The following is a 19,044-nucleotide window of genomic DNA, read 5'->3' on the forward strand; positions in this document are numbered from 1 at the left end:
CGAAGACAATGGACATGAGCGCGCCACCGCGATCTCTCAGGCAGTCGCTTCATCGCTATCGCTTTCTGTTGCTCGCGGCCATCGTCGTCTGCGTTCTTCCGCTGACGATCCGCTCCGGATCGCTCGCAACCGAAGTGCTCGTCTATGCGCTCGCCGCGCTCGGCTGTAATCTGCTGCTCGGGCATACGGGCCTGCTGTCGTTCGGACAAGGCATATTCTTCGGTCTAGGAAGCTATGCCGCGGGTCTGATCCTCACGAAGTCAGGGCTTCAGATTCCTGCGGCATTGCTCGGCGCCATCATCGCGGGTGCGCTCGCCGCGGCTCTCGTCGGATGGTTCTCCATTCGTCAGCGCGGCGCGTACTTCGTGATGCTCACGCTCGCATTCGGGCAGATGTTCTATTTCCTTGCCTATACGACACCCGATCTCACCGGCGGCGACAACGGCTTGCTCGATATTCCGCGGCCCGCGTTGTCATTCTTCGGGCAGCCACTCGTTTCGCTCGTGTCGCCGTGGCAGTACTACGCGTTCGTCGCCGTATTGTTCTTGATCGCATTCTGGTTCATGTTGCGCGTGTCGCATTCGGTCTTCGGCCGCACGCTGCTCGCAATCCGCGATAACGAGGCGCGCGCCGCTGCCGTAGGTTATGACGTAAAGCGTTTCAAGCTGGCCGCGTTCGTCGTATCGGGTGCGGTCACTGGCCTGGCCGGGGCATTGCACGCGATGATGACGGGCATCGCGCCGTTGTCGAACATCGACTACCACACGAGCGAGATGATTCTCGTGATGACCGTTATCGGCGGTACGGGCAATCTCTTTTCTTCCGTACTGGGCGCAGCGTTCTATGTGCTATTCGCCGACTGGCTTTCAACGCTATGGCCGCGCTGGCTGCTGTTGCTCGGGCTCGTGCTGATCGCGGTAAGTCTCTTCATGCAGCGCGGTTTGTGGGGTCTGGGTGAACGCATCTGGCGCGCGATGAAGCGCGATCGAGGAGAGCCGGCATGAGCGCGTCGATACTGGAAGCAAAGGGCGTCGTGAAGCGCTATGGCAAGTTCGCCGCGCTAACCGATGTGAATCTGCGCATCGCAAGGAACACGGTGCATTCCGTGATCGGACCGAACGGTGCGGGCAAGACCACACTGTTTCATGTGTTGACCGGGACCGTGCCGATCACCGCGGGCAATATCGTGTTCGATGGTCACGACGTGACACAGGAACCCGATCATCGTCGTGTGAAGCGTGGCATCGCACGATCGTTTCAGGTGACGAGCCTCTTCACGAATCTGTCGGTGCGTGAGAATCTGCGGCTCGCCGCGCAAGGCGTGGACTCGAAGCGCGCACTCAACGCATGGACGCCGCCGCGCGGCGCGCTGGAACATCGCGATACGGTCGATGGCATTCTCGAACGTCTCGCGCTGCAACGCCTGGCGTCGACGCAGGCGAGCGCGTTATCGCATGGCCAGCAGCGGCGTCTCGAAGTGGGCATGGCGCTCGCCGCCCGGCCCAAGGCGATCTTTCTCGACGAGCCGACCTCGGGTATGGGCATCGACGATCTCGACGACATGAAGCATCTGATCCGCAGTCTGCGCGATGACTACACGGTCGTGCTGATCGAGCACAACATGGATATCGTGATGGACATCTCCGACATCATCACGGTGATGCAGCAAGGCCGCGTGCTTGTCGAAGGCAAGCCCGCCGATATCCGCGGGGACGAACGTGTGCGCAGCGCCTATCTCGGCAACATGATCACCGGAGGACGCGCATGATGCTCGATGTCGATAACATTCACGGCTATTACGGCAAGAGCCATATTCTTCAAGGCGTCTCGCTCACGATGGGCGAAGGCGAAACCGTCACGCTGCTCGGCCGTAACGGCGCGGGAAAATCGACCACGCTGAAAAGCATCGCCGGCGTCGTGGCGCCGCAGCGCGGCAGCGTGAAGTTCAAGGGCGTCGAGCTCGCGAAGATGCCGCCGCACAAGATCGCTGCGCGCGGCGTGTGCTTCGTGCCGGAACATCGCGGTATCTTCAAGCTCTTGTCCGTCGAAGAGAATCTGCGGCTCGGCGCGCGCAAAGATTCTCCATGGCAACTCGCGGATATCTATCGCATCTTTCCGCGTCTCAAGGAGCGCCGGACGAACGGCGGTGGCCAACTCTCGGGCGGCGAGCAGCAGATGCTCGCGATCGGCCGCGCATTGATGAATCATCCGCGCTTGCTGATGCTCGATGAACCGGTGGAAGGACTCGCGCCTGTGATCGTCGAGGAAATCGTCGCGCAACTGAAGCTGATTCGCCAAGCGGGCGTGACGATTCTGCTCGTCGAACAGAATCTGGAAGTCTGCACGCAACTCGCCGACCGCCATTACATCATCGAGCAAGGGCGCATCGTGTACGAAGGAACGAACGATGCGTTCATCGCCGATGAATCGATCAAGGATCGCTATCTTGGCGTGGGCGTCGTCTGAACCTCATATCTGCATCACTCAGCTCAGGAACCTCGAATGCAAGCTCATGATATGCCGGCGCAGGCCGCTCTGCGCATCGACGGTGCGCGTCTCTGGAACAGTCTGATGGAACTCGCGCGCATCGGCGCGACGGAGAAGGGCGGCGTGTGCCGTCTCGCATTGACGCAACTCGACAAGCAAGGCCGCGATCTTTTTATCGCGTGGGCAAAGGAAATCGGCTGCACCGTGCGCGTGGATGCGATCGGCAACATCTTCGCGCGCCGTGCGGGCACGCGTGACGATCTTCCGCCTGTGATGACGGGCAGCCATATCGATACGCAACCGACGGGCGGCAAGTTCGATGGCAACTATGGCGTGCTGGCGGGCCTCGAAGTGTTGCGCACGCTGAATGACAATAACGTGCGTACGGTTGCGCCGCTCGAAGTTGCCGTCTGGACTAACGAGGAAGGCTCGCGCTTCGTGCCGGTGATGATGGGTTCCGGTGTATTCGCGGGCGCGTTCACGCTGGATCATGCACTCGCGCAGAAGGATCGCGACGGCGTGTCCGTGCGGGACGCGCTGGCATCGATAGGTTATGCGGGAGATCGCGTCGAGGCGCATGACGTGGGTGCGTATTTCGAAGCGCACATCGAGCAGGGTCCGGTGCTGGAGGCGAAGGACAAGGTGATCGGCGTCGTTCAAGGCGCGCTCGGTCAACGCTGGTACGACGTGACGATCGAAGGCATGGAAGCGCACGCGGGTCCGACGCCGATGGAACTGCGCCGCGACGCCTTGCTCGTCGCGGCAGATCTCATTCGCGCCGTCAATCGCATCGCAATCGATCATGCGCCGCATGGACGCGGAACGGTCGGCTGGGTCGACGTGCATCCGAACTCGCGCAATGTCATTCCGGGGCGCGTCAAGCTGACCGTTGATCTGCGCGCGCCAGACGACGCGACGCTTCTCGCAATGGACCGTGCAATGCGCGACGCATGCGAGCAAGCGGATCTGCCGGTCAAGGTAGACGAAGTTGTCTACTTCGCGCCGCAACCGTTCGACGCATCGCTGGTTGCGTCGGTGCGCGAGAGCGCCGATGCGCTCGGCTTCACGTCGATGGATGTTGTGAGCGGCGCGGGTCATGACGCCGTCTATCTCGCACGCGTGGCGCCGGCAGCGATGATCTTCGTGCCGTGCAAGGACGGCATCAGCCACAACGAGATCGAGGATGCGCGCGCCGATCATCTCGAAGCAGGCTGCAATGTGCTTCTGCAAGCGATGCTGCGCGCAGCCAACGCGTCCGAAGGAGACGCAGCATGAAGATACTCATCGCCCGCATGAACCACGAGACCAACACGTTCTCGCCCGTTGCGACGCCGCTCGAAGCATTCGGGCGCGACGGTCCGTGTCATGGCGCCGAAGCGTATAACGAGAATGCCGGCATGCGTACGGCGATGTCCGCATTCATCGATGCTGCGAAGCGCGAACATGCGGACATCGTGACGCCGATATCCGCTTCGGCAAATCCGAGCGGTCCCGTCGCTGCTGCCGCTTATGACGCGATCTGCCAGTCGATCGTCGATGCAACAGAAGGCTGCGATGCCGTGATGCTCGACCTCCACGGCGCGATGGTCGCGGAGAATTCACCCGATGGCGAAGGCGATTTGCTGGAACGCGTGCGACGCGCGCTGCCACATGCGCCTATTGCTGTATCGCTCGATCTGCATGCGAACGTCACGCAGAAGATGATCGACAACGCGGACGTGATCACGAGCTTCAAGACCTATCCTCACGTCGATATGTACGAGAGCGGTGAGCATGCGGCGCGACTGCTGCTCGATCTGATTCATGACAAGGCGAAGCCCGTGATCGCTTGGGCGCAGCCGCCGCTGCTCACGCATACGCTGAGGAGTTCGACAGCGGACGGTGCAATGAAACGTGCAGTCGATGCCGCGCGCGCAGCCGAAGCTGAAGATGGCGTGCTGGCCGTGTCGGTGCTATCCGGTTTCTCGCTGGCGGATATCGCCGCCCCTTGCATCAGCGTGGTCGTGGTGGCGGATGACGAGCGCGCGAAGGCGCAGAGCGTGGCGGACCGCATCGCGCGGCAAATCTGGAACGAGCGTGACGCGTTCGTTTATCGCAGCGTGCCGCTCGCGCAATCGATCAGCGAGGGCGCCGCGCTCGCACGCGAAACGGACAAGCCCGTACTGCTGCTCGACCACGGCGACAACTGCATGTCGGGCGGAACGTGCGACACGACCGACGCATTCGAAGAAGCGTTGAAGCAAGGACTCGATGGCATCGTCGTCGGACCTTTATGCGATCCCGAAGCTGTCGCGCAACTCTTCGCAGCCGGCGAGGGCGCAACGGTCACGATCGGCGTCGGCAACAAGCTAGCGAGCGTGGCGTCGCGAGCAAAGCCGCCGCTCGAGGTTACCGGCATAGTGCGGGCGTTGACCGATGGCGAATACATCATCAGCGGACCGACGTATACGGGGCAGCGCGCGTTCATGGGCCGCGCGGCCGTGATCGAGACCGCCGCGGCGCGCATCCTTGTAACGGAACGCACGCACGAGCCGTGGGACCTGGGCGTGTTCGAGAGTGTCGGCATCGATCCACGCGGCGCGCGCTTTCTGATTCTCAAGTCGCGCATGTATTGCCGCCCCGTCTTCGTGCCGATATCGGGTGGCCTCGTCGAATGCGATAGCCGCGGTGTCACGAGTTCGGACTATGGACTCTTCGCATTCGAGAACCTGAAGCGGCCCGTCTATCCGCTGGATTCGAACGTCGAATATTGATCGAACAGAAGAGCGGCGCGCCTTTCACTTCACGAGGCGCAACCGCTTCGTAATGATCGTGCCTTCCTTGCGATCGATGAGCCACGCTGCATCGACATGGCCCATCAATATCGATGTTCTGCGCGTGATATCCGTGGGTTCTTCATCGGTGGGCGCGTTATGCTCGATGTCGTCCGTCACGTAGGGTGGCGCGAGCGTGCAGATGAGCACGATCGCGAAGTCATCGCTGCCATGCGCGCGGTCGAAGTTCGGAAGCACGATGCTGCCTCTGACCGTGGTTCTCGCGCTGCCTTCCTGCTTCAGTTCAATGCTGTCGAAGGTCTGAACGAAACCCTTTTCCTTCGCTTCGGGCGCAACAACGAGCTTGCGGCCGCTTTGCCCCTTCACCGTTTCCTTCAGCAGGATGGCATCCGGATCGTGAGACGCCGCCAGGGAGACGTTCACCGTCAGCACCTTCTTCTTCGACAGATAGCGCACGCCGTATGAAACCGGAATGACGAACGTGAAGGTGCGATCTGTCTGCGCGCCGGGTTGGCTCGCGGCATGCTGCGCCTTGGTGAAAGGCCGCGAAAGAAACGCCCGTACGCGGCCGGTTATCGATGCAGGCTGTCCCGGTGCGGAATGACCTGCCAGCGCATCGCGGACGTGTTCCGGATCGTCGCCGGTAAAGTTCGGTGCAAGCGCGTCGGCCGACATGATGCCTTGCGCCTTGGCGCCGCTCGCGATGTCGGCAGCGCTCGCTGCACGGCCAGGCTGCGGCGCGGCCGCCAGAGCGGATACGGATACCCACGACAGCGCGCATGCGATGCACAGAGCAGAGCTACGTCCACGTTTCAATAAATACACCTGCCACTCCTGGCGCGTCAGGGCCGCTCATGATGGAAGTGGCTATCTTAAAACGAAGCGGACTGTTCGGCATTTTGCATGCGTGATAATGAATTCAATCCAACCGCACATATTCGTCGATCGCCGTGAGCGCGCCGTTCGCGAGCCTTGTCGCGGCGCGCAGAAGCGCTTCCCGGAGAACCGGATTGCGTGCCAGCGATGCGGGGAAAACATCGCTTGCGCCGACGAGCGCATCGACGAGGCCTGCCGGCGTGGTCGCATCCTCCGCCGCTTTCGTGAGACGTTCGGCCAGCGGATCGCTGATCGCGTAACGGGTGCCGTCGTCCGCTCGTCCGCGGAGAAACGTGAACCATGCCGCCACCGCAAGCGCGAGCCGTTCGAACGGCTGACCCGCGTCGAGCCTTGCCTGAATGGTCGACAAAATTCGCGGCGGCATCTTCTGGCTACCGTCCATCGCAATCTGGCTGCAACGGTGTTTCAGCGCGGGATTCGCGTAGCGGTCGAGGAGCGCGTCGCGGTATGCGGCGAGATCGAACGATGCCGGTACCGCGAGCGTCGGCGCTATCTCGCGCGTCATCATCGCGTGGATCAGTGACTTCAGCGGCGGGTGGCCGACGGCGTCGCTGATCGTGTCGAAACCGGCGAGCATGGACAGATACGCGAGCGTCGAGTGTGTCGCGTTGAGCATGCGCAGTTTCGCGATCTCGAAGGGCGCGACGTCGTCGACAAGTTGCGCGCCTGCCGTTTCCCACGCAGGACGCCCGGCGGGGAAGCGATCTTCGATGACCCATTGCCTGAACGGCTCGCACGGCACGGGCACTTCATCGCCCACGCCCAGCGCCGCTTGGGCGGCTTCGCGATCCGCGTCGGTCGTGGCGGGGACGATGCGATCGACCATCGTCGACGGAAACGCGACGCGCGTCTCGATCCACGTCGCGAGCGCCGGGTCCAGCCTGCGTGCGAACGAACACACCGCCTGACGCAATGCATCGCCGTTGTGCGAGAGGTTGTCGCAGGAAAGCACGGTGAAGGGCGTGGCGTCCGCGTCGCGTCGCGCTCGCAACGCGGCGCAGAGTATGCCCGGCACGGTGGACGGCTCGTCCGGATGCGCGAGATCGTGCGCGACGCCCGCGTGCGCAAAGTCGGCATCGCCGGTTCGCGGATCGCGACAGTAGCCTTTTTCCGTAACCGTCAGCGACACGATGCGGACCCGTTCGTCGGCGAAAAGCTCGACGAGACGTGCGCGATCGAAGGGCATCGCCAGCACTTCGCGCAATGCACGCACGACCGTCACGCGCACGCCGTCCGGCCCGCGTTCCACGACGCTGTAGAGGCCGTCCTGTGCCATCAACGCATCACGCTTGGTGACGTCGCCCTGCAGCGTGACGCCGCAAATGCCCCAATCGCCCGGCTCGGCGAGCATCGCCTCTTCGGTATAGAGCGCTTCATGCGCGCGATGAAAGTTGCCGATGCCCAGATGCACGATGCCGATAGCTGGCTCGTGCCACTCGCGCGACAGGCAATGGCCTTCGAGTGCATTGAGCGATGTACGGGAGAGCATTGATTTCTCAGGCCTTTTCGATGGCATTTTGAATTAGGAATGGGGAAAACCCGTTATTGACGTCGTAACATACTGGTATGGTAGTATCCGGCACATCGAATGCCCATTCAAGGAAATACCTATGAAGATCATCCGCGCCGACGTGATCGTGACTTGCCCCGGCCGCAACTTCGTCACGCTGAAGGTGGAAGCGGACGAGGGCATCTACGGTATCGGCGATGCGACGCTCAATGGCCGCGAACTCGCTGTCGCGTCGTATCTGAAGGATCACGTATGTCCGCTGTTGATCGGGCGCGAAGCGGGCCGCATCGAAGACACCTGGCAGTTTCTCTACAAGGGCGCGTACTGGCGACGCGGCCCCGTCACGATGACCGCAATCGCCGCCGTCGACATGGCGCTCTGGGACATCCTCGGCAAGGCCGCGAACATGCCGCTCTACAAGCTGCTCGGCGGTGCGTCGCGCGACGGCGTGATGGTCTACGGACACGCAACCGGCCGCGACATCCCCGAAGCGCTCGACCGCTACGCGGAGCATATCGAAGAGGGCTACAGGGCGATTCGCATCCAGTGCGGCGTGCCGAACATGCGTTCGGTTTATGGCGTCGCGAAGGGCGACGGCATGTATGAGCCGGCGACGAAGGGTGCGGTCGAGGAGCAGAGCTGGTCCTCCGAAAAGTACCTGGATTTCGTGCCGAAACTCTTTGAAGCCGTGCGCGACAAGTTCGGTTTCGACACGCATCTGCTGCACGATGTGCATCACCGGCTTACGCCGATCGAAGCGGCGCGGTTCGGCAAATCGGTCGAGCCGTATCGCCTGTTCTGGATGGAGGATCCGACGCCCGCCGAGAATCAGGCCGGCTTCCGTCTGATCCGCGAGCACACCGTGACCCCGATTGCGGTGGGCGAGGTGTTCAACAGCATCTGGGACTGCAAGCAGCTGATCGAAGAGCAACTGATCGACTACATCCGCGCGACGCTCACGCATGCGGGCGGCATCACGCATCTGAAGCGCATCGCCGATTTCGCATCGCTGTATCAGGTCCGCACGGGCTGCCACGGTCCTTCGGATCTGTCGCCGGTCTGCATGGGCGCAGCGCTGCACTTCGACTTGTGGGTGCCCAACTTCGGCGTGCAGGAGTACATGGGCTTTCCGAAGGAAGCGCTCGATGTGTTCCCGCATGCATGGTCGTTCGATCGCGGGATGATGCACCCGGGCGAAGCGCCGGGGCACGGTGTAGACATCGACGAAAAGCTCGCCGCAAGGTATCCGTACGATCCGGCGTACTTGCCGGTGGCGCGCCTCGAAGACGGCACGCTCTGGAACTGGTAATCGCGTTCGGTCTAAGGCATTCAAAACACAAGATACCGGAGACAGACATGGCACACAGGGAAACCAGCGCGATGCTGCGCCGGGTGGCAGCGGCATCGACCATCGGCACGGCGGCGGAGTATTACGACTTCTTCGTATACGGCACGGCAGCGGTGCTCGTGTTCGGCGCAAAATTCTTTCCGAGCCACGATCCGCTGATCGGCACGCTGGCCGCGTTCGCCACGTATGCGGTCGGGTTCGTCGCGCGGCCTGTGGGCGGTATCGTGTTCGGGCATTTCGGCGACAAGATCGGCCGCAAGAAAGCGCTGATTGTCACCATTCTGATCGTGGGTCTGGGCACGTTCGCCATCGGCTTGTTGCCGGATTACTCGCAGATCGGCATCTGGGCGCCGGCGGCGCTTGTGCTGATCCGCGTGCTGCAAGGCTTCGGCGTCGGCGGCGAGCAGGCCGGCGCGGTCTTGCTCACCGCCGAATATGCGCCGCCGCGCGAACGCGGCTTCTTCGCGAGCCTCGTCCAGCTCGGCGCGCCCGCGGGCTTTCTGATCCCATCGGGCATCTTCGCCGTTCTCACCGCGATGCTCACGCACGAACAACTGATGGACTGGGGCTGGCGTCTGCCATTTCTCGGCAGCATCGTGCTTGTCGTCGTCGGGCTTTATATTCGACTGCGCACCGAGGAATCGCCGGTGTTCGCGGCGATCCGCGAGACCAAGGCGGTCGAATCGCGGCCCGTCGTGGAAGTGGTGAAGCAGCACGGCGCGACGATCGTGAAGGGTGTCGGCGCGAAGCTGATCGAGGCTTGCACGTTCGCGATGTACACGATGATCGTGCTCGCCTACGGCCGCGCGCACGGCATCGCGGACTCGCTGCTCCTGCAGACGATCATCGTCGCGGTCGTGCTCGAACTGATTGCGATCCCGCTCGCGGGCGCACTGTCGGATCGCATCGGTCGGTGCGCGACATTCATCGCGGGCGCAGTGCTGCATGTGCTGCTCGTCATGCCGCTCTTTCACGCTATCGATAGCGGCAGCCGCCTCGCGATCCAGACCGTGATGATTCTCGCGATCACCGTCGGCCACAGCCTTTGTTATGCACCGCAAGCATCGCTCTTTCCCGAGCTCTTTCCGGCACGCGTGCGATGCAGCGGCATTGCGCTCATCTGGCAGATCGGTTCGCTGATCGGCAGCGGCGTGCTAGGTCTCGTCGCGGTGAAGCTGATTCAGGCGACGGGCGGAAGCTCGATCGGTCTCATCGTGTACGTTGCCGCGCTCGGCATCGTCTCGACGATCTCGCTTCTGCTTCTGCCCGAGACCGCGCCGGCGCGCGTCGGCCGTGATCTGCACGACTGGGGCGCGCCGCAACACGATGCCGCGATCGCCGGATCGAACGCAGAACCGGCGCTCGCCGCCCGCCGTTGATTGCATGCAAAACGCTTTATACAAAGTGCAAACCGCAGATTCCAGGACATAGATCATGCTCGCAGCCGTTCTACACGAACCGAAGAAGCTCGTCATCGACGAGATCGACAGGCCCGAACCAGAACCCGGACAGGTGCAGATTCGCGTGCGCGCGGGCGGCATCTGCGGGTCGGATCTTTCGTATTACTTCAAGGGCAAAAGCGGCGACTTCGCCGTGCGCGAGCCGTTCGTGCTCGGTCACGAAGTCGCGGGCGAGATTGCCGCGCTGGGCGAGGGCGTGACGGGCCTTGCAGTCGGCCAGCGGGTCGCGGTGAATCCGGGCCTGAATTGCGGAACGTGCCGCTTTTGCGTGAAAGGCATGCCGAACCATTGCCTGAAGATGCGCTTCATGGGCAGCGCGTCGACGTTCCCGCATATGCAGGGCATGTTCCGGCAATGCATCACGGCAGCCGCGCGGCAATGCGTTCCGGTGCCGGATACACTCGATTTCGCGCAGGCGTCGATGGCCGAGCCGCTTGCTGTCGCGCTGCACGCGTTGAAGCTCGCCGGCCCGCTCGTCGGCGCGAAGATGCTGCTCGTGGGTTGCGGGCCGATCGGCTGCATCGTGTTGGCCGCCGCGCGGCGCGCGGGCGCGCATCGCATCGTCGCGCTCGATCTTGCTGACAAGGCGCTCGCGATGGCGGCGTCGCTCGGCGCCGACGAGACCGTGCTCGCAAACGATCAGGCGCGCATCGATGCCTGGTCGCGCGAACGCGGCACCTTCGACGTCGTGATCGAGGCATCGGGCAGCCCCGCCGGTCTCGACACCGCGTTGCGCTCGGTGCGTGCGGGCGGCACGGTGATCCAGCTCGGAAATCTGCCGGCCGGTCAGTCGCCGGTCGCGGCGAACCTCGTGATGGCGAAAGAGCTGCGTTATCAGGGCTCGTTCCGCTTCACCGATGAATACGCGATCGCCGCGGATGAAATCGCCTCGCAGCGCATCGACCTTCGTCCGCTGATGACGCACGCATTTCCGCTCGCCGAAGCGAATCGTGCATTCGTAGTCGCGCTGGATCGCTCTCAATCGATGAAGGTGCATCTCCAGTTCGACTGACGGGCGCCACTTGGCATCGGCATTCAAAATTCATCATTCATGAAACCGCCGGACCGGAAGGCCACAAGAAGCGGTGCATCGGAGACTCGACATGATCAAAAGTCAGCGGTGGTTCGTCGTCGGCCTGCTGTTCCTCGCGGGCGTCGTCAACTATCTCGACCGCGCGGCGCTTTCCATCGCCGCTCCGCTCATCCAGAAAGACCTGCATTTCACGCATGCACAGATGGGCATCGTGTTCAGCAGCTTTTTCATCGGGTATGCATTATTCAATTTTGTCGGCGGCGTGCTGTCGGACAGGATCGGCGCGAAGAAAGTCTTCGGCGGCGCAATGGGCATCTGGTCGCTGTTTTGCGGTGCGACTGCGCTGGCGAGCAGTCTCGTGTCGCTGATCGTACTGCGCGTGCTCTTCGGCATGGGAGAGGGACCGTTCAGCTCGTCGAACAGCAAGATGGTGAACAACTGGTTTCCGCGTCGTGAAGTGGCGAGCGCGATCGGGGTCATCAGTTCGGGGACGCCGCTGGGCGGCGCGCTCGCCGGCCCGGTCGTCGGTTACATGGCGATCCAGTTCGGCTGGCGCTGGGCGTTCGTCATCATCATGATGATCGGCTTCGCGTGGCTCGTGCTTTGGGCGCTTTCGACGACCGAGCATCCGCAACAGAACAAGCGCGTCACGCAGGCCGAACTCGATCTGATCGTCGCGGGCCAGCAGGACGCCGCGTCGATGGAGCACGGCACGCACGGCAAGCAGGCGAATCTCGGCTTTTATCTGCGTCAGCCGATCATCCTCGCCACGGCATTCGCGTTTTTTGCATACAACTACGTGCTGTTCTTCTTTCTCTCGTGGTTCCCGACGTATCTGACCGAAGCGCATCACATGTCGCTGCGCGACATGAGCTTTGCGACGGTGATTCCGTGGCTGCTCGGCAGCATCGGGCTCGCGGCGGGCGGCTTCATCACCGATGCGATTCTGCGTATCACAGGCAAGCCGCTCATGTCGCGCCGCGTCGTGCTGACCGTGTGCCTCGGCATGGCGGCGCTGTGCGTCGCGTTCGCGGGGCGTGTGGAGAGCACGCAGGGCGCGGTGGCGTTGATGTCCGTGACGATCTTCTTCCTCTATGTAACCGGGTCCGTGTACTGGGCCGTAATTCAGGACACGGTGCGGCGCGAGAACGTCGGCGGCGTGGGCGGTTTCGTGCATCTGCTCGCGAATCTCGCGGGCGTGATCGGACCGGCGGTGACGGGCTTCATCGTCGAGGCGACGCACGGGGCGTATGGCAGCGCCTTCGTTCTGGCGGGCGCGATCGCGGTGCTCGGCGCGCTGTGTTCGCTCGTATGGATTCGCGAGCCGAAAGCGCGCGCGAAGCGTGAAAGCGCGGCGAGTGCTGCGTGATAGTATCGGGAAGCGAGGCGCGCGAACGTGGCTCGCTTTCTCCTCATTAGCGTTCAGGTTCAATCATGCAAGACGGTATCGTGTCGAATGGCTCGGCTGCAGTGCGGCGTGCGCGCGTACGCAGGCCGCTCGCATCGCAGAAGTTCGAATTGCCCGATCTGACTTCGGCGATATCGCACGACTCGCATGAGCCCATCGGCAAGCAGATTTTTCGGGCGCTGCGTCAGGCTATCTTCGCGGGACAACTCGTGCCCGGCACGCCGCTTTCCGAAAAGGAAGTCGCGGAGATGTTCCAGGTTTCGCGGCAGCCGGTGCGCGAGACCTTCATCAAGCTCGTCGAGGCGGGCGTGCTGCAAGTGTTGCCTCAGCGCGGCACCTTCGTGAAAAAAATATCGCCGCGTCAGGTGCGCGAAGGGCGTTTCATTCGCGAGGCGATCGAAACGGCGGTCGCGCGCAAGGCCGCGGTCGCCATCACCGATTCGCAACTCGACGATCTCGCCGCGAATCTTCGCGAGCAGAAGAGCGCATCGAAAGTGAACGACACCACTGCCTTTCTCGCACTCGATGAACAGTTCCACATGCAGATCGCGCAATCGATCGACTGCGTCGCTGCATGGGACACGATCCAGGACATCAAGGCGCAGATGGATCGAGTGCGTTATCTGAGCTTGCCGGATGTATCGCCGCTCGATCTGCTCATCAAGCAGCATGCGCGCATCGTGAGCGCGTTGAAGGCGCATGATCCCGATGGCGCCGAGGAAGCGATGCGCGCGCATCTGCGCGAGATTCTGGTGTCATTGCATCCGATCGCGGAACGCAATCCCGATTGGTTCGAGCCCGACGAGCCGGAGCGGGTGGCCTTGGGAAGCTGATTGAAAGGACAGCGCTATACTGACCATCCTTTCACCGCATGCCGATCCGCGGGCCCATCCCGCGGCGCACGTCCAAAATTGGCTGAACACAACTTAGAAAAACTCAAGATCGACCGGGGTCCGTCTGCCGCGATGCCGCGGCGCCGGCGCAACTGGCTTCGTTACGCCATCATCGTTGCGATTCTGCTCGCGCTCATCGGCGTGGCGTTTCGTCTCACCGGCCCGCAGGCCGTCGAAACCGCCACGGTCACGTCGGTGTATCCGTCGCAGAGCTATACGCTTCTGAACGCCACGGGCTATGTCGTGCCGCAACGCAAGGCCGCAGTCGCATCGAAAGGACAAGGGCGCGTCGAATGGCTCGGCGTGCTCGAAGGCACGCCGGTGAAGGAAGGGCAGATCATCGCGCGGCTGGAGAGCAATGACGTGGCTGCGTCGCTCGCGCAGGCCCAGGCGCAGGTCAAGGTCGCGCGGGCGAATCTCGAGCTGCAGCGCGCCGAACTGAAGAACGCGGAAGTCGATCTCAAGCGCTACAAGATCCTCGCACCGCAAGGCGCGATTCCGGCGACACAGTACGATGCCGCGCTCGCCCGCTTCGACAAGGCCAAGGCGTCGATCAACAGCGACGAAGCCGCGATCGTCTCCGCGCAAGCCAACGCGCAGGCAGCGCAAGTAGCCGTCGATCAAACCGTGATTCGCGCGCCCTTCGACGGCGTCGTGATCGAGAAGCACGCGAATGTCGGCGACAACATCACGCCGTTCTCATCGGCGTCGGACAGCAAGGGCGCGGTTGTCACCATCGCCGACATGAAGACGCTCGAAGTCGAAGCCGATGTCGCCGAGTCGAACATCGCGCGCATCGCTGTCGATCAGCCGTGCGAGATTCAACTCGATGCGCTGCCCGACGCGCGCTTCGCGGGCCGCGTGTCGCGCATCGTGCCGACGGTCGATCGATCCAAAGCCACCGTGCTCGTGAAAGTGCGTTTCGTCGAACGCGATTCGCGCGTGCTGCCCGATATGTCCGCGAAAGTCGCGTTCCTGTCGAAGCCGGTGCCGCCCGAGGAGAAGAAGGCGGTTGTCGCCGTGCAGCCATCGGCGGTCGTCACGCGCGATGGCAGGAAAGTGGTCTACGTGGTCGATCACGACGCCGCGCGCGAAGTGCCGGTGACGACGGGCGAGCGCATCGGCGATCTGCTGGCCGTGCAGGGCGTGAAGCCCGGCGACGTGCTCGTGCTCGCGCCCGGCGACAAGATCAAGGACGGCGCCAAAGTCACGCTGGCGAAGAAATAACGTGAGCACGACGCCTCTCGTTCAGATCAGCCACGTCGCGAAGTCGTATCGGCGCGGCGTGCAGACCGTGCCGGTGCTCACCGACATCACGTTGTCCATCGCGGAAGGCAATTTCGTCGCGTTGATGGGGCCGTCGGGTTCGGGCAAGAGCACGCTGCTCAACCTGATCGCGGGCATCGACCGGCCCGATAGCGGCGAGTTGCTCGTCGGCGGACTCGATATCACGCGCCTGCCCGAAGCCGCGCTTGCCGACTGGCGCGCGGCGAACGTCGGCTTCATCTTCCAGTTCTATAACCTGATGCCGGTGCTGTCCGCGTTTGAGAACGTCGAGTTGCCGCTGATGCTCACGCGCCTCACGCGCCACGAGCGCAAGGAACGCGTCGCGATGGTGCTCGACATGGTCAACATGGCCGATCGCATGAGTCACTATCCGTCGGAGCTGTCGGGCGGGCAGCAGCAGCGCGTCGCGATCGCGCGTGCGCTGATCACGGACCCGAAGCTGATCGTCGCCGACGAACCGACCGGCGATCTCGACCGCAGCTCCGCCGCCGATGTCCTCGCGATGCTGCAACGTCTCAACGACAAGCTCGGCAAGACCATCATCATGGTGACGCATGACGCGCACGCGGCCGGCGCGGCGAAGGCGCTCGTGCATCTGGAGAAAGGCGAGCTGATCGATGGAACCGTGGGCTAAGCCATCATGTTCGTGTTCAAGCTGATCCTGCGCAACGCGATGCGGCACAAGCTGCGCACCACGCTGACGGTGCTCGGGCTGACCATCGCGGTGCTCGCATATGGTCTTTTGCATACCGTCGTCGATGCGTGGTATGCAGGCGCCGCGGCTGCATCGAACGCGCGGCTCGTCACGCGCAATGCAATCTCGCTCGTGTTTCCGTTGCCGCTCGCCTATGAGAACCGCATACGCGGCGTCGAGGGCGTGACGCTCGTTGCGCGCTCGAACTGGTTCGGCGGCGTGTATCGCGATCCGAAGAACTTCTTCGCGCAGTTCGCCGTGTCCGACAACTATCTCGATCTCTATCCCGAGTTCATCGTGCCCGAGCAGCAACGCGCCGATTATCGACGCGATCGCAAAGGCGCGCTCATCGGCCGGCAGCTCGCGGATCAATACGGCTTCAAGGTCGGCGACGTCATTCCGCTCAAGGGCACGATCTATCCGGGAACATGGGACTTCGTCGTGCGCGGCATCATGGAAGGGCGCGACGAATCGACCATCACGCGGCAACTGATTTTTCATTACGACTATCTGAACGAGACGATCCGCAAGACGACCAAGCGCAATGTCGATCAGGTCGGCGTGTACGTGGTCGGCATCAAGTATCCGGACGAAGCGGCTGTCGTGTCGCGCAAGATCGACAATGTCTTCAAGAACTCGCTCGCCGAAACGCTGACGGAAACGGAGCAGGCGTTTCAGCTCGGCTTCGTCGCAATGTCGAATCAGATCATCGCGGCGATACGCGTCGTGTCATATGTAGTGATCCTGATCATCATGGCGGTGATGGCGAACGCGATGGCAATGAGCGCGCGCGAGCGCATCACCGAATACGCGACATTGAAGGCGCTCGGCTTCGGCTCCGCATTTCTATCGGTGCTCGTGTTCGGCGAATCGATGGCAATCTGCGCGATCGGCGGTGGCATCGGCATCCTGGCGACGCCGCCGATGGCCGAAGTCTTCAAGCACGCCACAGGCGGCGTGTTCCCGGTCTTCATGGTGTCGCACGAGACGATGCTTCTGCAGGCGGCATGCGCGTTCGCCGTCGCGATGGCAGCGGCGATCGTGCCGGCGGTGCAGGCGAGCCGCGTGCGCATCGTCGAAGGCCTGCGGGCGATCGGCTGAGGACGCGCGATGGCCATTCCCGTTTCATACGTCGCACGCAATCTCTGGGCGCGCCGTCTCACGACCATGCTGACGGCAGGCGGTCTCGCGCTCGTGGTGTTCGTGTTCGCGACCGTGCTGATGCTCGACGCGGGACTGAAGAAAACGCTCGTATCGACGGGCGAAGCGGACAACGTCGTCGTGATCCGAAAGGGCGCGGAGACGGAGATACAAAGCGCGATCGACCGCAATCAGGCGAACGCGATGGAGATGCATCCGTCGGTCGCGATGAACGGCGACGGCGAGCCGCTCGCATCGAAAGAAACCGTCGTGCTGATCTCGCTCACCAAGCTCGGCACCAACACGCCCGCCAACGTCGTGATTCGCGGCGTCTCGCCGATGGGCGTGCAATTGCGTCCGCAAGTGAAGCTCACGGCGGGGCGCATGTTCAGGCGCGGCTCGTCGGAGATCATCGTGGGCAGCAGCATCGCGAAGGGGTTCGGCGGCACGCGCATCGGCGACTCCCTGCGTTTCGCGCAGCGCGACTGGACCGTCGTCGGCTATTTCGATGCGGGCGGCAGCGGCTTCGATTCGGAAATATGGGGCGACGTCGATCAGTTGATGCAATCGTTCCGGCGCACGAGTTATTCGTCGATGGTCGTGCGGCTCGCCCGCAGCGATGCATTCGAGCGCTTTCGCGGCGATATCGACGTGGACCCGCGCCTCGCCGACGAAGCGAAGCGCGAACAGGTGTTCTACGGCGATCAGTCGAAGGCGCTGTCGACGTTCATCAATATCCTCGGCTTCACGCTGTCGATCATCTTTTCGATCGCGGCGATGATCGGGGCGATGATCACGATGTACGCGTCGGTGGCCAATCGTGTCGCGGAGATCGGAACGTTGCGCGCGCTCGGCTTCAAGCGCTTCGACGTGCTCGGGGCGTTCCTGCTCGAAGCGTTGTTGCTCGGGCTGGTCGGCGGCGTGGCCGGACTTTCGTGCGCCGCGCTGATGCAATTCGCTTCGTTTTCCACGACCAATTTTCAGACCTTCGCGGACTTGTCGTTCCGCTTCATCCTGACGCCTTCGGTGATCGCAAAGACACTCGGGTTCTCGCTCGCGATGGGACTCGTCGGCGGATTCCTGCCGGCGATGCGGGCGTCGCGGATGAATATCGTGGACGCGCTGCGCGCGCGATGATCCCGTTTAGTCGAACGGTCGCTCCGAAAGTATTCAATATTCAACATGCGTTGTGCGGCGTAGAGTCGAGATCACCCGAACTCGATCTCGAAGGAGTTTCATCATGCCGCTCGTCAGAATATCGCTCATGAAAGGCAAGCCGCGCGAGCATATCCGCGCGATCTCGAACGGCGTGCACGAAGCGCTCGTCGAAGCGTTCAAGGTCCCCGCCGACGACCGCTTTCAATTGATCGACGAACACGAGCGCGACCACTTCATTTACGATCCCGGTTATCTCGGTGTCGAACGCAGCGACGACGTCGTGTTCATCCACATCACCGCGAGCGACTGGCGCGACACGGCGACGAAGAAAGCGTTCTACAAGACACTGGTGGCGAAGCTCGCGGCATCGCCCGGACTGCGGCCCGACGACGTGATGATCGCGCTCGCGCCGAATCGCCGCGAAGACTGGTCGTTCGGACGCGGACTCGCGCAGTACGTGGAGGACGCGGCCTGACCGAAAACCGCAAAGGAGCCGTATCCACGATGAACCCGACGACCCTGAAAGGCGCGTGTCACTGCGGCGCGATCACCTTCGAAGTCGAAACTTCGCCGGAACCCGCCGCGCGCTGCAATTGCAGTTTCTGCCGAAGGCGCGGCGCGGTCATGTCGCCGCCCTTTGTCAAAGAGAAGTTGCGCATCCTGTCGGGCGAGGACGAACTCACGCTTTATCAATTCAACACGCAGGTCGCGAAGCATTACTTCTGCAAGCGCTGTGGAATTTACACGTTCCATCAAACGCGTTCGAATCCTGCTGAATGGCGCGTGAACCTCGGCTGTGTCGATGGCGTGGATGCGTATTCGCTCGATGCACCCGTCAAGGACGGCGCGAGCAGTTCGGTAGTGGGGCGCGCATAGCAGCGTCGCCATGTGAGTGAAGGGTGCCGGGAACGCGGCGTGCTACAACCCGGCACCCACAAGCCGTTCGCGTTCGATG

Annotated in this window: 18 protein-coding genes; 16 read left to right on the forward strand and 2 right to left on the reverse strand. The window is 62.7% G+C overall.

Going from position 1 to position 19,044, the window contains the following annotated elements; all coding sequences use genetic code 11:
- Positions 1-8: 8 nt before the first annotated feature.
- The 5 genes from NCS03_RS20585 to NCS03_RS20605 are packed head-to-tail and all read left to right on the forward strand — an operon-like array spanning position 9 to position 5,240.
- On the forward strand, positions 9-1,004 hold the full coding sequence (locus NCS03_RS20585) for a branched-chain amino acid ABC transporter permease (RefSeq protein ID WP_250529825.1): 996 nt from the start codon (positions 9-11) through the stop codon (positions 1,002-1,004).
- On the forward strand, positions 1,001-1,768 hold the full coding sequence (locus tag NCS03_RS20590) for an ABC transporter ATP-binding protein (protein WP_008347861.1): 768 nt from the start codon (positions 1,001-1,003) through the stop codon (positions 1,766-1,768). The genes NCS03_RS20585 and NCS03_RS20590 overlap by 4 nt, the downstream gene beginning before the upstream one ends.
- Positions 1,765-2,466 (forward strand): ABC transporter ATP-binding protein, encoded by a 702-nt coding sequence (locus NCS03_RS20595; protein WP_175980699.1) that lies wholly within the window; start codon positions 1,765-1,767, stop codon positions 2,464-2,466. The genes NCS03_RS20590 and NCS03_RS20595 overlap by 4 nt, the downstream gene beginning before the upstream one ends.
- A 36-nt stretch (positions 2,467-2,502) precedes the next feature.
- A complete protein-coding gene (locus NCS03_RS20600) occupies positions 2,503-3,762 on the forward strand; it encodes a Zn-dependent hydrolase (protein WP_008347863.1) in 1,260 nt (419 codons plus the stop codon).
- Positions 3,759-5,240: a M81 family metallopeptidase gene (locus NCS03_RS20605; RefSeq protein WP_250529686.1), complete on the forward strand. Its 1,482-nt coding sequence runs from the start codon at positions 3,759-3,761 to the stop codon at positions 5,238-5,240. The genes NCS03_RS20600 and NCS03_RS20605 overlap by 4 nt, the downstream gene beginning before the upstream one ends.
- A 24-nt stretch (positions 5,241-5,264) precedes the next feature.
- On the opposite strand, the gene NCS03_RS20610 is transcribed toward NCS03_RS20605, so the two are convergent.
- A complete protein-coding gene (locus tag NCS03_RS20610) occupies positions 5,265-6,086 on the reverse strand; it encodes a hypothetical protein (RefSeq protein WP_250436448.1) in 822 nt (273 codons plus the stop codon).
- A gap of 94 nt (positions 6,087-6,180) precedes the next feature.
- A complete protein-coding gene (locus NCS03_RS20615; RefSeq protein WP_250457242.1) occupies positions 6,181-7,647 on the reverse strand; it encodes a mannitol dehydrogenase family protein in 1,467 nt (488 codons plus the stop codon).
- A gap of 121 nt (positions 7,648-7,768) precedes the next feature.
- On the opposite strand from NCS03_RS20615, the gene manD reads away from it, so the two are divergent.
- The 11 genes from manD (at position 7,769) to NCS03_RS20670 (ending at position 18,965) form a co-directional block, all read left to right on the forward strand.
- Positions 7,769-8,977, forward strand: a complete 1,209-nt coding sequence (manD, locus tag NCS03_RS20620; RefSeq protein ID WP_250529687.1) for a D-mannonate dehydratase ManD — start codon at positions 7,769-7,771, stop codon at positions 8,975-8,977.
- Between the two features lie 47 nt (positions 8,978-9,024).
- Positions 9,025-10,395, forward strand: coding sequence for an MFS transporter (locus tag NCS03_RS20625; protein WP_250529688.1), 1,371 nt, complete (start codon positions 9,025-9,027; stop codon positions 10,393-10,395).
- 55 nt (positions 10,396-10,450) lie between these two features.
- Entirely contained in the window at positions 10,451-11,488 is a 1,038-nt protein-coding gene (locus NCS03_RS20630; protein ID WP_250529689.1) for an L-idonate 5-dehydrogenase, read from the forward strand.
- 91 nt (positions 11,489-11,579) lie between these two features.
- Positions 11,580-12,878 carry an MFS transporter gene (locus NCS03_RS20635; protein ID WP_250503618.1) on the forward strand — a complete coding sequence of 433 codons (1,299 nt, stop codon included), beginning with the start codon at positions 11,580-11,582 and terminating at the stop codon, positions 12,876-12,878.
- Positions 12,879-12,943: 65 nt separating this feature from the next.
- On the forward strand, positions 12,944-13,750 hold the full coding sequence (locus NCS03_RS20640; RefSeq protein WP_008347879.1) for a GntR family transcriptional regulator: 807 nt from the start codon (positions 12,944-12,946) through the stop codon (positions 13,748-13,750).
- A 132-nt stretch (positions 13,751-13,882) separates the two neighbouring features.
- Entirely contained in the window at positions 13,883-15,037 is a 1,155-nt protein-coding gene (locus NCS03_RS20645; protein WP_239294906.1) for an efflux RND transporter periplasmic adaptor subunit, read from the forward strand.
- 1 nt (position 15,038) lies between these two features.
- Positions 15,039-15,731, forward strand: coding sequence for an ABC transporter ATP-binding protein (locus NCS03_RS20650; RefSeq protein ID WP_008347883.1), 693 nt, complete (start codon positions 15,039-15,041; stop codon positions 15,729-15,731).
- 6 nt (positions 15,732-15,737) lie between these two features.
- Positions 15,738-16,892: an ABC transporter permease gene (locus NCS03_RS20655; protein WP_250529690.1), complete on the forward strand. Its 1,155-nt coding sequence runs from the start codon at positions 15,738-15,740 to the stop codon at positions 16,890-16,892.
- A gap of 9 nt (positions 16,893-16,901) precedes the next feature.
- A complete protein-coding gene (locus tag NCS03_RS20660) occupies positions 16,902-18,068 on the forward strand; it encodes an ABC transporter permease (protein ID WP_250529691.1) in 1,167 nt (388 codons plus the stop codon).
- Positions 18,069-18,171: 103 nt separating this feature from the next.
- Complete coding sequence (locus NCS03_RS20665) at positions 18,172-18,564, forward strand: tautomerase family protein (protein ID WP_008347888.1); 393 nt, start codon at positions 18,172-18,174, stop codon at positions 18,562-18,564.
- 29 nt (positions 18,565-18,593) lie between these two features.
- Complete coding sequence (locus tag NCS03_RS20670) at positions 18,594-18,965, forward strand: GFA family protein (protein WP_008347889.1); 372 nt, start codon at positions 18,594-18,596, stop codon at positions 18,963-18,965.
- Positions 18,966-19,044 lie beyond the last annotated feature (79 nt).

It is taken from the genome of Caballeronia sp. ATUFL_F1_KS4A (assembly GCF_023630905.1).
In the GTDB taxonomy this organism is placed as follows: Bacteria; Pseudomonadota; Gammaproteobacteria; order Burkholderiales; family Burkholderiaceae; genus Caballeronia; species Caballeronia zhejiangensis.